We start from the raw sequence: 18336 nt of genomic DNA on the forward strand, positions 1-18336 counted from the left end.
TTAAAAAAAAGTTGAGACTTAATTATTCTTTTGTAAGTTGTTTCAAATCTAATTTTGTTAAGTGTTTTACATTTTTTGTAATTTTTTGAATATCCCAGTTCCACCATTGAAGTTCGAGTAGTTCTTTAATTTCCTCATCAGAAAATCTTTTTCTAATTTCTTTTGCAGGATTTCCACCGACAATAGCGTAGGGTGCTACATCTTTGGTCACTACCGATTTTGACCCAATAATCGCACCATCACCAATGTGGACTCCAGGCATTATAGTAGCTCCATAGCCAATCCAGACATCATTTCCCACTACGGTGTTTCCTTTTGTTGGATAGTTTTTGCCTTCCATAGCATTTGCCCAGTCACCTCCAAAAATTGCAAAAGGGTAGGAGGAGATCGATTCTGTTAGGTGATTCGCTCCATTCATAATGAAAGTAACATCGGAAGCAATCATACAAAATTTGCCAATAATAAGTTGATCCCCAATAAACTCAAAATGGTATTTTACGTTTTTCTCAAAGTTTTCAACAGATTCAAAATCATCATAATAGGTAAAATCTCCAACAATAATATTCGGATTTTTAATGATGTTTCTTAGAAAGCACAATCGGTCATAGTTTTCTAAGGGAAATACTGAATTTTTGTTTGGAATTTGTGACATTTTATGCTTTTTATCGTGTTAATTTACTAGTCGGAAATAAGAGAATTTTAATCGATTACAATAATATTTCATTTTGTATTCAATGCCAACAAATTTCATAAAATTGTGTAATTTGGGTTTGAATTTATTGTACAGTTAAACCTTTTTTTATGGATTTTTTAATGGATGAAGTTTTTGACAATCAAAAACTTGATAACCAATTTCTAAAGTGGAGAGAATACGATTCTTGTGAATTTAGAAATTGTGATTTTACGGCAGTAAATTTATCAAGTTACCGATTTGTAAACTGTATTTTTCAAGAATGTAATATGAGTAATATTGCTCTTGAGAATACTTCTTTTCAAGAAACAGTATTTCGTGAATGCAAAATGTTTGGCCTACAATTTACCAGTTGTGATTTTTTTAATCTATCAATGAATTTTGAATTTTGTCAGCTCAATCATTCAAATTTTTACAAAACACCTTTGAAAAATTCGAGCTTTAAAGATTCTATTCTAATTGAATGTGATTTTACAGAAGCAAATTTATCTGGGATCGCGTTAACAAACTGTGATTTTGCCTTTGCTGTTTTTGAACAAACGAATTTATCTAAATGTGATTTTCAAAAATCTAAGAATTATCAAATCAATCCAAATACCAACACTTTAAAAGATGCTTTGTTCTCAAATCCAGAAGTTTTAGGGCTTTTGTCATGTTTTGGAATCAAAATTCAAACGTGAGATGTTCTCTATACAATTTTTATATATCTGTCAGATCGAGTGATTTCTTTGAAGAGAAACGGAAAAGAAATTGTATCGAGTATGTCAGTTCGAGTGATTTCTTTGAAGAGCAGCGGAAAAGAAATTGTATCGAGAACTTTGACAACCATACGCATTCTCGATAAAATTTTTGATTTCATTGCATTCCATCAAAAATCACTCGAACTGACAAAGGTGTACATTTTTTATATCTCTGTCAGTTCGAGTGATTTCTTTGTAGAGAAACGGAAAAGAAATTGTATCGAGAACTTTTACCATTCATCAAAAACCATTCGAATTGACTTAGCTACAAATAATTATTTAACATAATATATATTATAGGGTTTTTGAAAGAAATAAAAGATTTAGAATAGATGCTAGTCTTTGTGCTAAACACTTTTCCAGATTCCTTCTTCTAGTAGATGCGCTGGTGATTCAATAGAAACAATTTCGCCTTTTTTTACAGGGTGTTCAAACTCTAGTTGCTGTGCATGAAGACAGATTGATTTATCTCTATTGGGTCTTCTTGCACCATATTTTACATCACCTTTAATGATATGCTCAATTGCTGATAGCTGAGTTCTTATTTGATGATGTCTCCCCGTGTGCAACTTTATTTCTATCGCCGTGAAATTATCCAATGTTTTTATTATGTTAAATTCTAGCTTAGCTTTTTTAGCATTCTGATTAGTTTGTTTGGAAACGTAGCTCTTATTCTGTTTTTGATTTTTAATCAAATAATGCTCTAAAACTAAACCTGAATCTAGTTTACCTTCTACAATTGCCCAATAACGCTTATCTGGTTTTCTTTCTTGAAATTGCTTATTCATTCTTGAAAGTGCCTTAGAAGTTTTCGCCAAAAGCACAATTCCACTCACAGGACGATCTATTCTATGAATGAGTCCACAAAAAACATTACCTGGTTTATTGTATTTTTCTTTTAGAAATTGCTTAACTTCATCCACCAAGGATAAGTCACCCGTGTGATCACCTTGTACCAAAACCCCTGGAGGTTTATGAACTGCTATTAAGTGATTATCCTCAAAGAGGACTTTAAAACGCCAAGAATTATTCATTTTTTCCAACAAAAATAGGTTTTAGTGTGTTTGATCCTGCTTCAATTTTTACTTCCAAAGTATTTTCAATTGGTGGAATTGGACAAGAAAATCCATCTACATAGGCACAATAAGGATGGTAAATTTTATTAAAATCTAATTCTAGTGTAGATCCATTACCGGTATTTTCAATATCCAAATATCTACCTCCTCCATAAGTGGAAACTCCATTTGTAAGATCTTTGAAAGGCAAAAAGTAATGAGATTCATCTCCTAAAAATTGATAGAGAACGAGCGTACATTTTGTTTGATCTAGTTCAAAATTCAACTGAGCAAATCGGATATATTTCCTTTCTTGATTACTCGATGTTTGCATTGTAATGGTGTCATTACCAGATATTTTAATCATTTCAGCCATGATTTTATATCTTTCATTTACAGGAAAATAACTTAGACCTAAAAAATCTCCTTTTTGTTTTTGGTTTAAAGGACCTTTTTTAGATAAATAGAAATCGTGTAATTCGGTTCTGTGTTTTTCTATTTGTTGCTGATAAGCTGTTAAATTCTTATTAGAAGGACTGTTTTCTGTTTGTGAACAAGACAGAGACATCAACATAAGCGTAGAGAGTATAATTTTCCTAAACATCTTATTTGATTTTTAAATCTAATAAAAGTTTACCATTTACATAGCCCTTATAATGATCGCCTATTGCTACTTTCCCCACTCCTGCTGGTGTTCCTGTAAAAATTAGATCTCCTTTTTTTAGGGTGATATATTGAGAAACATATTCAATAAATTCATCTACTGAATAGAGCATTTTTTGAGGGTCACCTTTCTGAACAGATACCTCGTTTTTAAACAATTCGAAATTCAAAGAATCAATTGCATTTTCCTCAACAGGAATAAATGCACCTACAGGAGCAGCGCCGTCCCAAGATTTTGCTAATTCCCAAGGGAGTCCTTTTTCTTTACACTTTTCTTGAATATCTCGTGCCGTAAGATCTAGCCCAATAGATAAACTGGAGTAATATTTATGAGCAAATTGCTTTTTTATATGCTTTCCTGCTTTATCTATTTTTATCACCAATTCTGCTTCATAGTGAATGTTTTCACTAAAACTAGGCAAATAAAGTTCATTTTTATTATTGAGCCAAGCATTGTCAGATTTTGTAAAAACTAAAGGAGCATCGGGTTTTTCATTTCCAAGCTCCTTGATATGTTCAACATAATTTCTTCCGATACAAACTATTTTCATACTTAGTTTTTGTTTTCAATCCAGTGGATAATTTCTTCTGAAAAGGGTTCTACTTTTGGCGAAATTACTTTTTCTAAATTCCCCTCCTCTCCTATCAAATATTTCTGGAAATTCCATTTTACTTTGCTGTCCATCAATCCATTTTTAGATTTCTCTGTTAAGAACTGATAAATAGGATGTTTTTCTTTTCCTTTTACAGTTACTTTTGCCATTATTGGGAAAGTAACACCATAATTTTCTTTACAAAATGTAGCGATTTCTTTATGTGTTCCTGGTTCTTGCCCCATAAAATCATTGGATGGAAATCCTATAATTTCTAATGAGTCTTGGTATTTTTTATACAAAGCTTCTAGATCTTCATATTGATAAGTAAGTCCGCACTTGGATGCAGTATTCACAATCAAGATTTTTTTTCCTTTTAGTTTTGAAAAATCAAAAAGTCCCTCCTGGATATTTGGAACAGCAGAAAACTGGTAAATGGTCTGATTATGACCCTCAAAATCATGAGTCATTTTGATTGCTTCTTGTTTGTTTTTACAAGAACCTAAGAATCCTAAAAACAAAATACCAATAAGGTATATCAAACTATTTCTTTTCTTTTTCACCGCTTCCTTTTTTTCTTACCCAAAGACTTACCGCATGGCCTGGATTATAAATTTCACCTCTGGTTCTTCTAGGTGACTGTTTATAGATTTCTATTTCGTCTTCTTTTAAATTCTTGGCATTTTCATCATAACGTATTGCGCCAATATTGAGTCCCAAAGACCAAATTTTATCTTTTGCTTCACTTAAATTCAAATCAATAACACCTGGAATACTCGATCTTTTTCCACTTGTTTTTCCAAGTAGTACACTGATATTAGATTTTTTCCCAATTTTAGTTCCTACGGGGATAGATTTTCCGTTTTGTGTAATATCCAAGATGACAAAATCGGCGATATCTGTTTTATATTCTATCGTTTCTATGTTTAACTGCGTTGCTCTAGCATGCCCTACTAATCTTCGGATATGTTTATCCTTAAAATTTTCAAAGACAACAAACCCTGGATTTGAAGGATTTATTGTGATATAAATCTTTCTGTTCTCTTTTACTTCTGAACCTGCTAGTGGGTTTTGATCAATAACACCCGTAGCCTGAATTTTTGGGTTATAAGCTCCAGAATCTATGATTTCGTATCTTAAATTGAGTGCACTCAATTTTTCATTTAGTTCACTTTCCTTCATATTCTTGAGATCAGGAACAAGGACATGGTCATTGTGTTTTGAATAAATATTCAAAAAAAGAAGACTGATAAACACGAGTCCAAAAAAAAGTGCAAGAGCGAGCCCAAGGTGTTTTCCTACTCGCTTAAAATTGATGTTTTGTAATATCGACATAATAGTTCAAATGTAATAAAAAAACCCAACGATTTTCGTTAGGTTTTTATTTGGATCAGAATTATGATTTTACCCTTTCGACGTAGTTTCTTGATGCTGTATCAACTTTTATGATATCCCCTTCATTAATAAAGAGTGGCACATTGATTCGTGCTCCTGTTTCTACTGTTGCTGGTTTTGTCGCGTTAGTGGCAGTGTTTCCTTTCACTCCTGGGTCAGATTGTGTTACTTCTACTGTAATAGATGCTGGTAAATCCACCGAAAGTGGTTCTCCATCCTCTGTGTTTATTTGAATTGTAACAATTTCACCTTCTTTCATCAAATCATAGTTTTCGATCATTGTGTTCGAAATTGCAATTTGATTATAGTCATCCGTATTCATAAAATTGAATAGTTCTCCTTCTGGGTATAAGTATTGAAATTTATGAGTTTCTACTCTCACTACATCAATTTTATGACCTGCTGGGAATGTTTTCTCTAAGGTTTTCCCTGTTGTTACACTCTTTATTTTTGTTCTTACGAAAGCAGGACCTTTTCCTGGTTTTACGTGAAGGAATTCAACAATCTTGAAAATATCGTTGTTTGCACGGATACAAAGTCCGTTTCTAATGTCTGAAGTAGTTGCCATGTTATTTTTTTTGTGAAATTACGAATTAAATCCTTTCATGATCCCTCTAGAGGAATTTCTTACAAAGGATAGAATATGATCTCTTTCTGATGATGCAGGTAAATTTGCTTCTACATATTCTGCTGCTTGTGCCACGTTCATATCTGACTGGAAAATAGCTCGGTAGATTTCTTGAATTTCTCCTATTTTTTTGGAGTCAAATCCTCTTCTTCGTAGTCCAATACTATTAATACCAATAAATGACAATGGTTCTTTTGAAGCTTTTACAAATGGTGGAACATCTTTACGCACTAAGGATCCACCTCCAACCATGGAATGTTCTCCTATATAAACAAATTGATGAATGGCTGAAAGACCTCCAATAATGGCATAATCGCCGATATGAACATGCCCTCCAATAGCTACATTATTGACAATAATTACATGATTTCCAATAGAGCAATCATGTGCAACGTGAGAATATGCCATAAGCAGACAATTTTCTCCTACAACCGTTTTACCTGTATCTTTTGTTCCTCTATTTACCGTAACACATTCTCTAATGGTTGTGTTATCACCAATGATAACTTGTGAGTATTCCCCTCCAAATTTCAAATCTTGTGGAACTGCTGAAATTACTGCACCAGGAAAAATTTTACAGTTTTTCCCAATTCTTGCACCAGACATTATGGTTACATTTGAACCTATCCAAGTGCCTTCACCTATTTCAACATCGTTAGAAATGGTTGTAAAAGGATCTACAACAACATTATTTGCCAACTTTGCATCTGGGTGGATATAAGCCAAAGGTTGATGCATACTTATTTTACTTTTTTTATTTGAGCCATAAGTTCAGCTTCCATAACTACTTTATCGTTAACAAAAGCTTGGCCTTTCATTTGGATTATTCCTCTTCTCACTGGAGCCGTTAGCACAAGTTCGAAAATAAGGGTATCTCCAGGTAACACCATTTTCTTAAATCGAACTTTATCAATTTTAAGGAAATAGGTTAAATAGTTTTCTGGGTCTTCCACTTGGCTTAATACAAGAACGCCACCAGCTTGTGCCATCGCTTCTACTTGTAGTACTCCTGGCATTACAGGAGCGCCTGGGAAATGTCCGTTGAAGAAATCTTCATTCATTGTTACATTTTTCAACCCAACAATTCTATCGTCTTCAAGTTCCAATATTTTATCAACCAACAAAAACGGTGGTCTGTGTGGTAATTTGTTCATTATTTCTACCACATCCATTACGGGTTCTTTGGTTAGATCAAATTTTGACATTTTTTCTGTCTTTTATTAGTTTTTGTAATTCTTTTGCAAATGCTGTGTTTGGTCCATGACCAGGTTTATATGCGGTAATTTTTCCTTTGATAGGTTTTCCTACAAGGGCTAAATCTCCCACAATATCAAGTAATTTATGTCTTGCAGCTTCGTTTTCATAACGCAGCTCAAGATTATTTAATACTCCTTCTGGGCGTACTTCTACTTTCTCTTTTCCGAAATATTCTCCAAGACGATTCATCTCTTCCTCTTCTAATGTTCTTTCCACAAACACAATTGCGTTATTGAGGTCTCCACCTTTTATCAAATTGTGTTGAACCAATAACTCTAGTTCATGTAAAAAACAAAAGGTTCTTGCTTGAGAAAAATTTTCAGCAAAATCTGAAATTTTCTCCATTTTTGCTGTTTGTTTATCCAAGACATTTGTTCCGTAATCAATTAAGCAATCTATGGCATATCCATCATGAGGTTCTATTTTCATAACAGCCCCACTTTTTTCATGCTTAAATTCAATTTCTTGATCAATTACCAGATATTTTCTTTCTTCATCTTGTTCTTCAGTTTCTGCTTCAGATAGCAAATTTATAAAATCTAAAGAACTTCCGTCTCGAATAGGTGGTTCAGGAGCCGTAAGTTCAATCAAGATATTATCAATTTCTAGCCCTATAACTGCGGCTAGCACGTGTTCTGTTGTATGGATACTAACATCTCCATACTGTAAAGAGGTACCTCTGTCAGTTTTGTTTACCCATTCTGCTGATGCAGGAATTTTAGGCTTTGATTCCAAATCTGATCTTAAAAACTGAATTCCTTCATCAGCTTTCGCAGGATGAAATGTCATGGTGCATTTTTCACCGGTATGTAATCCTGTTCCTTCAATAGAAACAGATTTTTTAATCGTCCTTTGCTTGTTACTCATTTATTGATCAAATAGGTTTTTTAGCTGCTTTTCAATGTTTCTTTGGTTCTTAAACAAACTAGGTAATTTTTTAAAGAGAATATAAGATCTTTGGAATTCTCTTCGTTCAAATGCAACAGGTCCCATGTGTATTTCACCATCAGAAATGGATGAAGGTACACCACTTTTGGCGGCAATTTTCACTTCATTTCCTATTTCTATATGACCAGCTATTGCTACTTGTCCTCCAATCATACAATTGTCTCCTACTTTCGTTGATCCTGCGATTCCTGTTTGAGCCGCAATAACATTGTTTTCTCCCAAAACTACATTATGTGCAATTTGGATGAGATTATCAAGCTTTGTGCCTTTTTTGATCACAGTACTTCCAAATGTAGCTCGATCAATGGTGGTATTCGCTCCTATTTCTACATAATCTTCGATAATAACGTTTCCTATCTGAGGTACTTTATTATAATCCTGATCATTAGTTGGGGCAAATCCAAATCCATCGGCTCCAATAACGGCTCCTGCATGAATAGTACAATCTTTTCCTATTTGTGTTTTATGATAGATTTTTACTCCTGCATAAACTATAGAATCATCGCCAATAGTTACATCGTCTCCAATATAAGTATGTGGATAAATTTGTACGTTATCCCCAATCTTTACATTCTTTCCGATATAGCTAAAGGCTCCTAGATAAACATGCTCACCATATTGAGCAGTGTCGCTCATATAAACAGGTTGTTCTATTCCTACTTTAGGTTCTACCAAATCGGCAATGAATTTTAACAATTGGGCGAAAGCCATATAAGCATCCTCTACTCGGATAAGAGTATTGGGTACTTCTTTTTCAAGCTCTAAATCTTTATTAATGATTATTACGCTTGATTTCGTGTTGTATAAAAATTGGTTGTATTTTGGGTTCGACAGAAAGGAGAGCGCTTGCTCTTTCCCATCTTCTATGGATGCGACTGAATTTACTTCAACTAATGGGTCTCCTTCAACGACTCCTCCTAATACTTCCGCAATTTGTTTTGCTGATACTACCATAACGCGACAAAATTAAATAATTTAAAACAACTCAATAGCACAAACGTACTTTTTTGTCGTACTTGTGTTTAATATTTTCATATTAATATTCTCTGTTGTTTCTCCAAATGGAACAATACTTCCATCTTTTTGATACATACGAATAATCTCTTTCTCCTTATTATAAATACTTTGATTGATGTCTCCCTCCATAAAAAAGTAATGTAAATCGGATTCTTCTATTTGGTATTTCTCAAGAATTCTTGACTTTGTTTTATCTAAATTTAAAGCGAGCTCTCCTGGAGAATAGTATCTTAATTTAAAAAGATTTCTCTGGATAATACTCTTACTCAGTGTCGATAAAATGGGATCAGAATGTCTAATCCATTCTTTTACGGCTCCTAATAAATCATATTCGTCGAGTTCACAAAATCTTTTAATAAAATCGGTGTCTTTTAAATTCTCTTTGGTGATTTTATTGTTTAAAAAGAAATCTAAATTTTTTGTTGCAAAAAGATGTTCGCCACGCAGAGATAATTCTTTTGCTCTTTGAAGTGTTTTAACGACCATCATTTCGGCAGCTACTACGGCTTTGTGTAAATATACTTGCCAATACATCAATCTTCGAGACAAGATGAATTTCTCTACAGAATAAATGGCTTTTTGTTCTACTACTAATTGATCATTAACAACATTGAGCATGGAGATAATTCTATCAGAATTTATAACTCCTTCAGAAACGCCTGTATAAAAACTGTCTCTTTTGAGATAGTCCAAACGATCTACATCAAGCTGTGAGGAAATGAGTTCCTGAAAAAACGGACGGTGATAACTTTTTTGAAATATTTCCTTTGCCATGCTTAACTCCCCTGGATATTTTTTATCAAAATAATCCATGAGTTCCCAAGAAATCTCTTCATGGGATATATGATCCACTAATGAATGCTCTAAAGCATGAGAAAAAGGTCCATGACCTATATCATGAAGAAGGATGGCTCTTCTTGCGGCATTTCTTTCTTCAATGCTCATCTCAACGCCCTTATCTCTCAAGACTTTTAAAGAGTTTTTTAGCAAATGATACGCACCCAATGCATGGTGAAACCTTGTATGGTGCGCTCCTGGGTACACTAAATAAGTAAGTCCTAATTGACTAATTCTACGTAATCTTTGAAAAAATGGGTGCTCAATTATCTTAAAATCCAATTCATTTTCAATAGAAATAAATCCATGAACGGGATCATTAAATAATTTATTTTTTTTGGTCATATTTTCTTTCAGGTTAATGGAATTTACTAATTCCAAGAATCCAATGTACGAATTTAATTTAACAAGTTAGGCTGTAATTTTTTTCTATCGACAAAATCAATAAAACTTTCTACTTGTTCAGAATTTTTGTTTCTCATACCTTTGGTAAAACTGAAATTTAGATGATTTATTACCCGAATGCCAAAATAAATATTGGGCTTAATGTGTTTAAAAAAAGAGCCGATGGTTATCATTTACTTAAAAGCCATTTTTACCCTGTTCCCCTAAAGGATATTTTAGAAATTGTACCTACTCAAGGTATTGGTGAGGTTTTTTTTACAAAAAGTGGGATTGAAATCGATGGAAATCAAAATTTATGCGAACAAGCCTATCATCTCATTCATCAAGATTTCCCTTTGCCTTCGGTGAAAATTCATTTGCATAAACAAATTCCAATCGGTGCAGGTCTGGGAGGTGGCTCAGCAGATGCAAGTTTTACGTTAAAAGCACTTAATGAACTTTTTAATTTGGAAATTTCGAAAAATAAGCTCGAAGAATATGCTAAAAAACTGGGAGCCGATTGTCCTTTTTTTATAGAAAATACCCCAAAGTACGTTCAAGGTATAGGCGAAAAACTGTCGTCATCAAAACTTGATTTGAGCGGAAAATTTCTTGTTTTTGTTTTTCCAAAAATTCATATTTCTACCAAAATGGCTTATCAAAACCTTCAATTAGGTTTAGAAAAAGATTTTGAAAATGCCACCGTCAATAGCTTATTGGAACAACCTGAATTATTTTATAACGATTTTGAAAGTTCCATTTTTAGACAATTTCCAGAGCTTTCTCAAATAAAAAATAAACTGATAGACGCAAGTGCTTTTTATGCTTCTATGAGTGGTTCTGGTTCCACAATTTTTGGATTATTTGAAAATGAGCCAAAAAATCTTAACTTTCAAGAAGATTTTAAATTATTAAAACTTTAGAATTATGCCTTATTTTGATGAAGATTTCATTCTTTTTTTGAATGAACTGAAAGAAAACAATACTAGAGAGTGGTTTCATAGCCAAAAAAAACGCTATGAGAAAAATGTTAAAGAACCTTTCAAACAATTTTGCCAAATAATGATTGATGAAGTATTGGGCGAAAAAGCTTTTGTAAAACAAATAGAACCAAAACATTGTATCTTTAGAATCAACAGAGATATCCGTTTTAGTAAAGATAAATCTCCTTATAAGACACAATTAGGAATGGTTATTTCTGAAAACGGAAAAAAAGACGCTACATTTCCAAGTATGTATTTGGAATTTAGCGGTAGCCATTTGCGTTTATATTCAGGCTCCTATATGCTTGATAAAAATCAATTACAAAGTTTAAGAGAGAAAATATTTGAAAACCCAAAAAGGTTTGAAAAACTACTGAATGAAAAGAAGTTTAAAGAAACGTTTGGAACGCTTCGTGGAGATAAAAACAAACGAATTCCTAAGCCCTTCACAGAAATTCAAGAAACCTACCCTTTTATTTTAAATAAACAGTTTTACTATTTTAAAGAGTATCCTGCCGAGTTTATTCTAAATGAAAACTTAAAAGAAACACTAATGAACGATTTTTCTTTTGCTAAGCCACTTAATTCGTTTATTAATGAATCTCTAGGACAATAAAATATCTTATGAGAAATTTCATAATACTTATTCTATTATTGATTTTTGAGATGAGTTTTTCTCAAACATTAGATAATCAAAAAACACTTTCAGATTGTGCCATATCACTTACGAATGACGAAGTAATTTACGATCCTTCTTACTTTTCCATTCCCTACCCAAATGGAGACATCCCCAAAGGAAAAGGAGTTTGTACAGATGTTGTGATTCGAGCTGTTAGAAAAATGGGAATTGATCTTCAAAAAGAAGTTCATGAGGATATGAAAAAAAATTTTCATTTATATCCAAAAAATTGGGGACTCAAAAGAACTGATAAAAATATAGATCATAGACGTGTTCCGAACTTAATGACCTATTTTGAAAGGCAAAATATGGCAAAAAAAATCACTCAAAATTCTCAAGATTATCTCCCAGGTGATATCGTTTGTTGGATGCTAGATGGTGGTCTAACGCATATCGGCATTGTAATAAATCAAAAATCTAATGACGGCAAAAGACCTTTAATTGTTCATAATATAGGAGCAGGTCAACGAATTCAAGATTGCCTTTTTAATTATAAAATCATAGGACATTATCGATTTAGATTTTGATCTTTAAAAAGGAATATAAATGTTAACTCAAATTAAAACCTTATTTCAATATGAAAAAATTACTTACAATACTGATTAGCTGTTTCTTTCTGTTTGTTTCTTGTTCTAAAATAAAGCAAAAAACAAAAGAAACCATTAATAAAAGTGGAGAACATGTGGGGAAATCTGCAACCGAATTTATTGAAGGAATTACCGAAGGCGTTGACCAAGCACTTCAGTGCGAACTTCATTTATCTAAGGATTTGATTGAAAAAGGTATTCAAACTGGTAAGTTTTCAATTGAAGATGGATTATATGAAGGAAAAAAGAACTTATTAGCATTATATCTTATTTTTGAAAAGGATTTTAAAGGAAATATCAGTGTAAAAGCTTTTGATAAAAATGATCTTGAAATGGGACGCTCTTCTCAAAAAATTGAAGCTAAGGCTGGCGATGCCAGATTCTTTGAATTTCAATTTGATAATCGTACCCATATTTCTGTGAAAAGTAAAATTATGATTGAATAATGACAAATCAGCGTATGTTTAGAGTATTATTAGTCCTTTCTTTATTGAGTATTAATTTTGTTTATGCACAAAATTTTTCGGAACAATATATTAAGAAGTTATCACCTACTTGGGATTTTGAAATCACCGATTCTCTCCAAAGAACAATTTCACCCGTTTTAGATAGCTTTTATATCAAAAGTTCTGGGGTAGGTTTTTGGGAAATTCAGAAAAAACTTCGAAAGAAAGAATGCTTTGAAGAATTAGAGCGATTCAATAAAGTATTGAATTATGAACAGGATTTTAATACATCAGAGTTTGACTTTGTATTATTAAAAATGGGACTTTCTAACTTCGCTTTATACCAAAATCAGAAAATTCAATATTATCAAATACAGGGAAATAAAATCGAAGAATCGGATCTAAAAGAAAAGTATCGTTCAAACAAAAAGTTTATTGCAATACTCAATATAATTAAAGAAGATCGTAAGGATGAGTTAGTCCGTTTAGCAAAAAAACAAAATGCCGATGCCCGTTTTATAGAAAAAAATTATTCCCTGCAATTGGATATTCTATTTTATAAAAATGGTAAACTAGATTTGATTTACTATCACATATAAGTTGCACAAGGAGTTATAAATACTGAGGATCAACATCTACAGAAATCAAAATATTTCTATAATCTTTATGTTTACCAAAGCGTTCTATCACCTTTGAAATGAATCGTTTTGTCTTAACCAAATTTTTGTTTCTTGGTAGTTGAATAATCATTTGTTCTTGATAATAATTATTCAGTTTTTCAATATGTGCAGGAAAGGGTCCTATGAGATACTTTTGTGAAATCTTTGCCGAAAGTGTATCTTTAAATAAACGTGTTCCATCTTCCAAAATTTTTGGATGTTTATGGCGAAAAAGAATTCCGATCATTCTGGTGTATGGAGGAAGACTATATTTTTTTCTGTCTAAAAGAAATTTGTTGTGTAAAAAAGTGATTTCTTGATTTTCCTGGAGCATTTTATTCACAGGATGCTTGGGTTGATAAGTCTGTAAAATCATTAAAGAATCTGGTGATTGACTTTGCAACCTCTTCCCTACTGATTGAATAGTTTGAATAGCTCTTTCTTCCCCTCTAAAATCTGGATAGTGCAACATATCATCCATTGAAACAACAGCAAACAATGCGGTGTTTGATAAATCTACACCCTTGGAAATCATTTTAGTCCCAATCAAAATATCGATTTCGCCATTGTCATAACGATCAATAAATTGATTGAGTTTATTTTTTCCTTTTAAGGTGTCTTTATCAAGTCTAACAATAACCGATTTATCAAAAATCCCTTTAAGTTCCTCATAAATCCTTTCGGTACCATAGCCCTTAACCTGCATATCAGGTTTTTCACATTTTGCACAATAGAACGAAGGGCGGGTACTATAACCACACTGATGACAACGAAGGCTGTATTCTCTTTTATGAAATGTGAGATGTACGCTACAGCGAACACAGCTAGGTGTATAGTCACAAGACTGGCATTCCATTTTACTGGCGTATCCTCGTCTATCTTTGTAAATAAGTACTTGTTTTTTGTTTACCAATGCTTCATCTATCTCATAAATTAGATTTTTTGAAAGGTGTTGCACCATTCCTTGGTGCTGTTTTTCATGATGTACATCTACCAATTTGATGTGAAGATTTGTTTGCTTTTTTTCAAATTTGAGGACTTCCACCATTTTTTTCTCAATAAGATAGTAGGTTTCTACACTAGGAACAATGGCAGACATGAGCAACTGACAATCATACATTTTCATGAGAACAAACGCCATATCTTTAGCATTATAAAGCGGTTGATTGAGATGTTGTTTGTAAAGTAAATCTGATGAAGAATCCACGATAATTAGTCCCAAATTATCAAAAGGAAGCATAATCCCTTCTTTGGCAGATACAATTACTTTGGCTTTTCTATTTTCATGATGATAAACCTTACGCCAAGTATCTACTCTTTCATGATCAGAAAGGCGGGCGTTATAAACCAATACTTGATCTTCAAAAAAATGTTGTAGAAAGGCATAATACTGTGGAAACAGTAGGATTTCGGGTATGAGTAAAAGAACATCTTTATCCTCTGCTAATTTTTTTTGAATGGCTTTTTTATAAATCGCTAATTTTTGATAGAAATCTTGCTCATAGTAAAATACGGCTTGATTTTTATCTTCCCAATCCCAATGATTGATTTTGTTTTCAGCTTCTTGATACTTATTTGCAAAATCCCTTTCAATAGTTTCAAAAAACACTTTTCTTTCAATTTTTTCTTCAAAAATCATTACAAAATGCTTTTTCTGCAAGGCTTTTGCCGAGAATTTTGACAATCCATTCTCTACAAAGATATCTTTGAATTCTGCGGTATAATCTGGACAAGTCTCTAGAAACTGTAACAATTCCATTTGCTTTTTTGCCCTTTTAATCGTTTGGTAGTGCTTTTCTTTTTCCCTTAAAAAAGTATCCGTAATTCTTATCTTTTTTATGGTTTTGTATCGATATTTTTCTTCAAAGAATTTCTCAAGAAGAATCATATCTTTTTTCACCATCCTACTCACCAAAGTATTGGGATTTTTTCGATGTGGTAAAATAGCCTTTACTTCTTGAATTTTAAGAGAATCTTGAAGCTCTAGAGCATCCAAAAGCAATAATTCATCATCCGAAATTTTGATATTTTCCTTAGAAAAATTCGGATTATAATAAAGCATTGTTTCACTCTTTAGGGCAAAAGCCTTTGGAAGCGCATAGCGCATGACCACTCCTGTGCTTACCATATAATAATCGGCCATCCATTTCCAAAAAGCAAACTGTTTGGGATAGATAATAGGATCGTTTTCAGGAATATCTACAATATCCTTTATTAGATCATAAGCAGGTATTTCTTCCAATATTTCTTCAACTATGGCAAAAGTAAGTTTGTTTTTAAACGGAATAGTTACCCGAATCCCAAACTGGATTTTCTCTCGAAATTCCTCAGGAACATGGTAGCTAAAAGCTGTTCCAAATATTTCTGGCAACCAAACATTTACATACATAGTTGTTTCTTTTTTATTTTAGTGCTGTTCTCGATACAATTTTTGATTCCATTGCATTTCATCAAAAACCACTCGAACTGACAAAATAAATACACTTTTATCAAACTGTCAGTTCAGTCCCGATTATCTCGGGATAAACTCTGTTCTGAACCCCCAATTAGAAAAAATCGGCAATATCTGGTGTATAATCATCATCTTCTTCCTCTTTTTCCTCTTGGTAACGTTCTTCTTTATACTTAGTACCCGTATTAGCTAGTAAAAAACTTTCGGGATCATAAATATCAGAAGGTGCAGTATCAGGAAGCATCCCGTATTCTTCAACGATAGTAGGTTGCAAAAGTTTTTGTTCTACCTCATAAGCATTCAAAAATTCGATCTGAAAATTCCATTCGGTATCTATATTTTCATATAAGGCTCTATCTCCATCTTTGTATATGAGTTCATTGATTTTCATATCAAGATAGGCATCTAAATCGTATTGTTCTACACGTTCCCAGTTTTCATTACAAAGCGAAAACACAACCTCTAAACTTCCTTCAATTCCAAATGCATTCAGGATGGTTTGGTGTACATCTTCTAAGGAAGTAAAAGGATCGAAAGCAATGTCTTTAAAAACATCAATATCCTCATTTTGATAAATAACTCTTAAAATATAAGCTTGTATCATGATTGTTGTTTTAATCCAAGTTCCACTCCTATCTTGAGCATTAAATTCTTTGCTTCTTGGTAGTCATTGGTAATATCTCCTTCCAAAATTGCCTCGCGAATCCTTGTTTTGATAATTCCTATTTCTCTACCTTGCCCTAAACCAAAGGTTTTCATAATCTCATGACCATCAATAGGTGGCTGCCAATTTCTAATTTGATCTCTTTCCTCTACATCTTTTAGTTTTTCTCTGATAAGGCGATAATTATCACGATATTTTTTGGATTTATACTCATTTTTTGTGGTAATATCCGCTTCACAAAGAATCAGTAAAGATTCAAGATCTTCTCCTGCGTCAAACAAAAGTCTTCGAATGGCTGAGTCTGTTACAACTTCTTGTGCCAAAACAATGGGACGAAGATGAAGTTTAACTAATTTTTTCACCATTTTCATGGAGTCATTTAGTGGTAATTTTAATCTTCTAAATAGTTTTGGAACCATTTTAGAACCTAAAAATTCATGACCATGGAACGTCCAGCCAACTTTTTTGTCAAATCTTTTGGTGGGAGGTTTTGCAATATCATGCATTATTGCAGCCCAACGCAACCATAAATCATCACTTTCTTTACAGACATTATCAAGAACCTCGAGCGTATGATAAAAATTGTCTTTATGTCCTCTTCCATCACGAATTTCAACACCTTTGAGTGCAATAAACTCTGGAAAAAACTCTTTTAAAAGCCCCGTTTTTTCCATCAGTTTAAAACCTAAAGAAGCTCTATCAGATAAGATCATTTTGTTTACTTCTGTAATGACTCTTTCTTGGGAAATAATGGGTAAACGATTGGCTACTTTCCCTATAGCTTGAAAACAAGAATCTTCTATTTGAAAACCAAGTTGACAGGCAAATCTAATAGCTCTCATCATCCTCAATGGATCATCAGAAAAAGTGATTTCGGGTTCTAAAGGTGTTCTTATGATCCCATTTTCAAGATCTTTTAGACCATCAAAGGGATCAACCAAAGTTCCGAAGTCTGATTCATTGAGTGAAATTGCCAATGCATTTATGGTGAAATCTCTACGTTTTTGATCGTCTTCTAAAGTCCCATCTTCTACAATGGGTTTACGAGAATCAGATCGGTATGATTCTTTTCTTGCTCCCACAAATTCATATTCCACATCGTGGTACTTAAACATCGCAGTACCGAAGTTCTTAAAATAGTTTACTTCTATTTTGGAATCCAAATTTTCGGCTACTTTTAAGGCAAGGTCAATCCCAGATCCTTTACAAACGATATCGATATCTTTTGGATTTTCTTTTCCTAAAAGTAAATCACGGACAAATCCGCCGATTACATAAGTGGGGTAACCGAGATTTTTTGCCGTATCTTTTATTTGCTCAAAAACACGCAAATTGAGTGCTTCTGCATAGTTTTTTTTCATCATTTATAGTGAAATCACGCCTTCAAGTTCGGCTACTTTCATATATTTTTCTATCACAGCTTCAGGAGAATACATTTTTTTCACTTTTATAGAAAGTGAGATATATTTTCCATTTTTTGACTGCTTTACAGAAGATTCGTATTTACTCCCATCAAAACAATCTTTTACTTTTTGTAATTTTCCTACATCATCCTGTTTTACAATAAATTTAAACAAGTAAGATGCTGGCCATTTTTGTTCTTTAAGCTTGGCTTTTAAGCCTTGAAATAGTTCTTCTTTTGGATCTTGACTCATAAA

The 18336-nt window shown here is 32.8% G+C and carries 20 protein-coding genes and 1 pseudogene; 6 read left to right on the top strand and 15 right to left on the bottom strand.

The window, feature by feature from the left end; translation table 11 throughout:
* Positions 1–22: 22 nt before the first annotated feature.
* Complete coding sequence (locus N4A45_08530) at positions 23–652, bottom strand: CatB-related O-acetyltransferase (GenBank protein ID MCT4665260.1); 630 nt, start codon at positions 650–652, stop codon at positions 23–25.
* 149 nt (positions 653–801) lie between these two features.
* Here N4A45_08530 and N4A45_08535 point away from each other — a divergent pair, with 149 nt between their 5' ends.
* Positions 802–1371 carry a pentapeptide repeat-containing protein gene (locus tag N4A45_08535; GenBank protein MCT4665261.1) on the top strand — a complete coding sequence of 190 codons (570 nt, stop codon included), beginning with the start codon at positions 802–804 and terminating at the stop codon, positions 1369–1371.
* 407 nt (positions 1372–1778) lie between these two features.
* Here the strand turns inward: N4A45_08535 and N4A45_08540 are convergent, their stop codons facing one another.
* The 10 genes and pseudogenes from N4A45_08540 to N4A45_08585 all read right to left on the bottom strand — a co-directional run bounded on the left by N4A45_08540 (position 1779) and on the right by N4A45_08585 (position 10169).
* Complete coding sequence (locus tag N4A45_08540) at positions 1779–2465, bottom strand: RNA pseudouridine synthase (GenBank protein ID MCT4665262.1); 687 nt, start codon at positions 2463–2465, stop codon at positions 1779–1781.
* Positions 2458–3090, bottom strand: a complete 633-nt coding sequence (locus tag N4A45_08545; protein ID MCT4665263.1) for a DUF1684 domain-containing protein — start codon at positions 3088–3090, stop codon at positions 2458–2460. The genes N4A45_08540 and N4A45_08545 overlap by 8 nt, the downstream gene beginning before the upstream one ends.
* A 1-nt stretch (position 3091) precedes the next feature.
* Entirely contained in the window at positions 3092–3700 is a 609-nt protein-coding gene (locus N4A45_08550; protein MCT4665264.1) for a fumarylacetoacetate hydrolase family protein, read from the bottom strand.
* 2 nt (positions 3701–3702) lie between these two features.
* On the bottom strand, positions 3703–4212 hold the full coding sequence (locus tag N4A45_08555; GenBank protein ID MCT4665265.1) for a glutathione peroxidase: 510 nt from the start codon (positions 4210–4212) through the stop codon (positions 3703–3705).
* Positions 4213–4285: 73 nt separating this feature from the next.
* A complete protein-coding gene (locus N4A45_08560) occupies positions 4286–5077 on the bottom strand; it encodes a PASTA domain-containing protein (protein MCT4665266.1) in 792 nt (263 codons plus the stop codon).
* A gap of 61 nt (positions 5078–5138) precedes the next feature.
* Positions 5139–5705, bottom strand: coding sequence for an elongation factor P (gene efp, locus N4A45_08565; protein ID MCT4665267.1), 567 nt, complete (start codon positions 5703–5705; stop codon positions 5139–5141).
* 18 nt (positions 5706–5723) lie between these two features.
* Positions 5724–6503: an acyl-ACP--UDP-N-acetylglucosamine O-acyltransferase gene (gene lpxA / locus N4A45_08570; GenBank protein MCT4665268.1), complete on the bottom strand. Its 780-nt coding sequence runs from the start codon at positions 6501–6503 to the stop codon at positions 5724–5726.
* A gap of 2 nt (positions 6504–6505) precedes the next feature.
* Positions 6506–7889 (bottom strand): annotated as a pseudogene (locus N4A45_08575) (bifunctional UDP-3-O-[3-hydroxymyristoyl] N-acetylglucosamine deacetylase/3-hydroxyacyl-ACP dehydratase).
* On the bottom strand, positions 7890–8924 hold the full coding sequence (gene lpxD / locus N4A45_08580) for a UDP-3-O-(3-hydroxymyristoyl)glucosamine N-acyltransferase (protein MCT4665269.1): 1035 nt from the start codon (positions 8922–8924) through the stop codon (positions 7890–7892). It abuts the pseudogene before it with no gap.
* A gap of 21 nt (positions 8925–8945) precedes the next feature.
* Positions 8946–10169 (bottom strand): HD domain-containing protein, encoded by a 1224-nt coding sequence (locus N4A45_08585; protein MCT4665270.1) that lies wholly within the window; start codon positions 10167–10169, stop codon positions 8946–8948.
* Positions 10170–10330: 161 nt separating this feature from the next.
* Here N4A45_08585 and ispE point away from each other — a divergent pair, with 161 nt between their 5' ends.
* From ispE to N4A45_08610, 5 genes are read left to right on the top strand one after another with little or no spacing between them, the layout of a single operon-like run.
* Positions 10331–11131: a 4-(cytidine 5'-diphospho)-2-C-methyl-D-erythritol kinase gene (ispE, locus tag N4A45_08590; protein ID MCT4665271.1), complete on the top strand. Its 801-nt coding sequence runs from the start codon at positions 10331–10333 to the stop codon at positions 11129–11131.
* 4 nt (positions 11132–11135) lie between these two features.
* Complete coding sequence (locus N4A45_08595) at positions 11136–11807, top strand: DUF2461 domain-containing protein (protein MCT4665272.1); 672 nt, start codon at positions 11136–11138, stop codon at positions 11805–11807.
* A gap of 8 nt (positions 11808–11815) precedes the next feature.
* Positions 11816–12397, top strand: a complete 582-nt coding sequence (locus N4A45_08600) for a DUF1287 domain-containing protein (protein ID MCT4665273.1) — start codon at positions 11816–11818, stop codon at positions 12395–12397.
* A 50-nt stretch (positions 12398–12447) separates the two neighbouring features.
* Complete coding sequence (locus N4A45_08605) at positions 12448–12903, top strand: hypothetical protein (protein ID MCT4665274.1); 456 nt, start codon at positions 12448–12450, stop codon at positions 12901–12903.
* Positions 12904–12917: 14 nt separating this feature from the next.
* Positions 12918–13502 (top strand): hypothetical protein, encoded by a 585-nt coding sequence (locus N4A45_08610; GenBank protein MCT4665275.1) that lies wholly within the window; start codon positions 12918–12920, stop codon positions 13500–13502.
* Positions 13503–13515: 13 nt separating this feature from the next.
* Here N4A45_08610 and priA read toward each other — a convergent pair whose 3' ends face one another.
* From priA to N4A45_08630, 4 genes are all read right to left on the bottom strand, one after another.
* The gene (priA, locus tag N4A45_08615) at positions 13516–15951 is read right to left on the bottom strand and encodes a primosomal protein N' (GenBank protein ID MCT4665276.1); all 2436 of its coding nucleotides are present in this window, start codon (positions 15949–15951) and stop codon (positions 13516–13518) included.
* A gap of 157 nt (positions 15952–16108) precedes the next feature.
* Positions 16109–16618 (bottom strand): hypothetical protein, encoded by a 510-nt coding sequence (locus N4A45_08620; GenBank protein MCT4665277.1) that lies wholly within the window; start codon positions 16616–16618, stop codon positions 16109–16111.
* Positions 16615–18042: a CCA tRNA nucleotidyltransferase gene (locus tag N4A45_08625; protein ID MCT4665278.1), complete on the bottom strand. Its 1428-nt coding sequence runs from the start codon at positions 18040–18042 to the stop codon at positions 16615–16617. The genes N4A45_08620 and N4A45_08625 overlap by 4 nt, the downstream gene beginning before the upstream one ends.
* On the bottom strand, positions 18043–18333 hold the full coding sequence (locus N4A45_08630; protein ID MCT4665279.1) for a DUF493 domain-containing protein: 291 nt from the start codon (positions 18331–18333) through the stop codon (positions 18043–18045). It lies immediately after the preceding gene.
* Positions 18334–18336: the final 3 nt, after the last annotated feature.

The organism is Flavobacteriales bacterium (assembly GCA_025210805.1).
GTDB lineage: Bacteria > Bacteroidota > Bacteroidia > Flavobacteriales > CAJXXR01 > JAOAQX01.

Bases quoted from the DNA above. Each gene is read 5' to 3' on its own strand.
- N4A45_08530 (MCT4665260.1), bottom strand. From the start codon at position 652: ATGTCACAAATTCCAAACAAAAATTCAGTATTTCCCTTAGAAAACTAT.
- N4A45_08535 (MCT4665261.1), top strand. From the start codon at position 802: ATGGATTTTTTAATGGATGAAGTTTTTGACAATCAAAAACTTGATAAC.
- N4A45_08540 (MCT4665262.1), bottom strand. From the start codon at position 2,465: ATGAATAATTCTTGGCGTTTTAAAGTCCTCTTTGAGGATAATCACTTA.
- N4A45_08545 (MCT4665263.1), bottom strand. From the start codon at position 3,090: ATGTTTAGGAAAATTATACTCTCTACGCTTATGTTGATGTCTCTGTCT.
- N4A45_08550 (MCT4665264.1), bottom strand. From the start codon at position 3,700: ATGAAAATAGTTTGTATCGGAAGAAATTATGTTGAACATATCAAGGAG.
- N4A45_08555 (MCT4665265.1), bottom strand. From the start codon at position 4,212: ATGACTCATGATTTTGAGGGTCATAATCAGACCATTTACCAGTTTTCT.
- N4A45_08560 (MCT4665266.1), bottom strand. From the start codon at position 5,077: ATGTCGATATTACAAAACATCAATTTTAAGCGAGTAGGAAAACACCTT.
- efp (MCT4665267.1), bottom strand. From the start codon at position 5,705: ATGGCAACTACTTCAGACATTAGAAACGGACTTTGTATCCGTGCAAAC.
- lpxA (MCT4665268.1), bottom strand. From the start codon at position 6,503: ATGCATCAACCTTTGGCTTATATCCACCCAGATGCAAAGTTGGCAAAT.
- lpxD (MCT4665269.1), bottom strand. From the start codon at position 8,924: ATGGTAGTATCAGCAAAACAAATTGCGGAAGTATTAGGAGGAGTCGTT.
- N4A45_08585 (MCT4665270.1), bottom strand. From the start codon at position 10,169: ATGACCAAAAAAAATAAATTATTTAATGATCCCGTTCATGGATTTATT.
- ispE (MCT4665271.1), top strand. From the start codon at position 10,331: ATGATTTATTACCCGAATGCCAAAATAAATATTGGGCTTAATGTGTTT.
- N4A45_08595 (MCT4665272.1), top strand. From the start codon at position 11,136: ATGCCTTATTTTGATGAAGATTTCATTCTTTTTTTGAATGAACTGAAA.
- N4A45_08600 (MCT4665273.1), top strand. From the start codon at position 11,816: ATGAGAAATTTCATAATACTTATTCTATTATTGATTTTTGAGATGAGT.
- N4A45_08605 (MCT4665274.1), top strand. From the start codon at position 12,448: ATGAAAAAATTACTTACAATACTGATTAGCTGTTTCTTTCTGTTTGTT.
- N4A45_08610 (MCT4665275.1), top strand. From the start codon at position 12,918: ATGTTTAGAGTATTATTAGTCCTTTCTTTATTGAGTATTAATTTTGTT.
- priA (MCT4665276.1), bottom strand. From the start codon at position 15,951: ATGTATGTAAATGTTTGGTTGCCAGAAATATTTGGAACAGCTTTTAGC.
- N4A45_08620 (MCT4665277.1), bottom strand. From the start codon at position 16,618: ATGATACAAGCTTATATTTTAAGAGTTATTTATCAAAATGAGGATATT.
- N4A45_08625 (MCT4665278.1), bottom strand. From the start codon at position 18,042: ATGATGAAAAAAAACTATGCAGAAGCACTCAATTTGCGTGTTTTTGAG.
- N4A45_08630 (MCT4665279.1), bottom strand. From the start codon at position 18,333: ATGAGTCAAGATCCAAAAGAAGAACTATTTCAAGGCTTAAAAGCCAAG.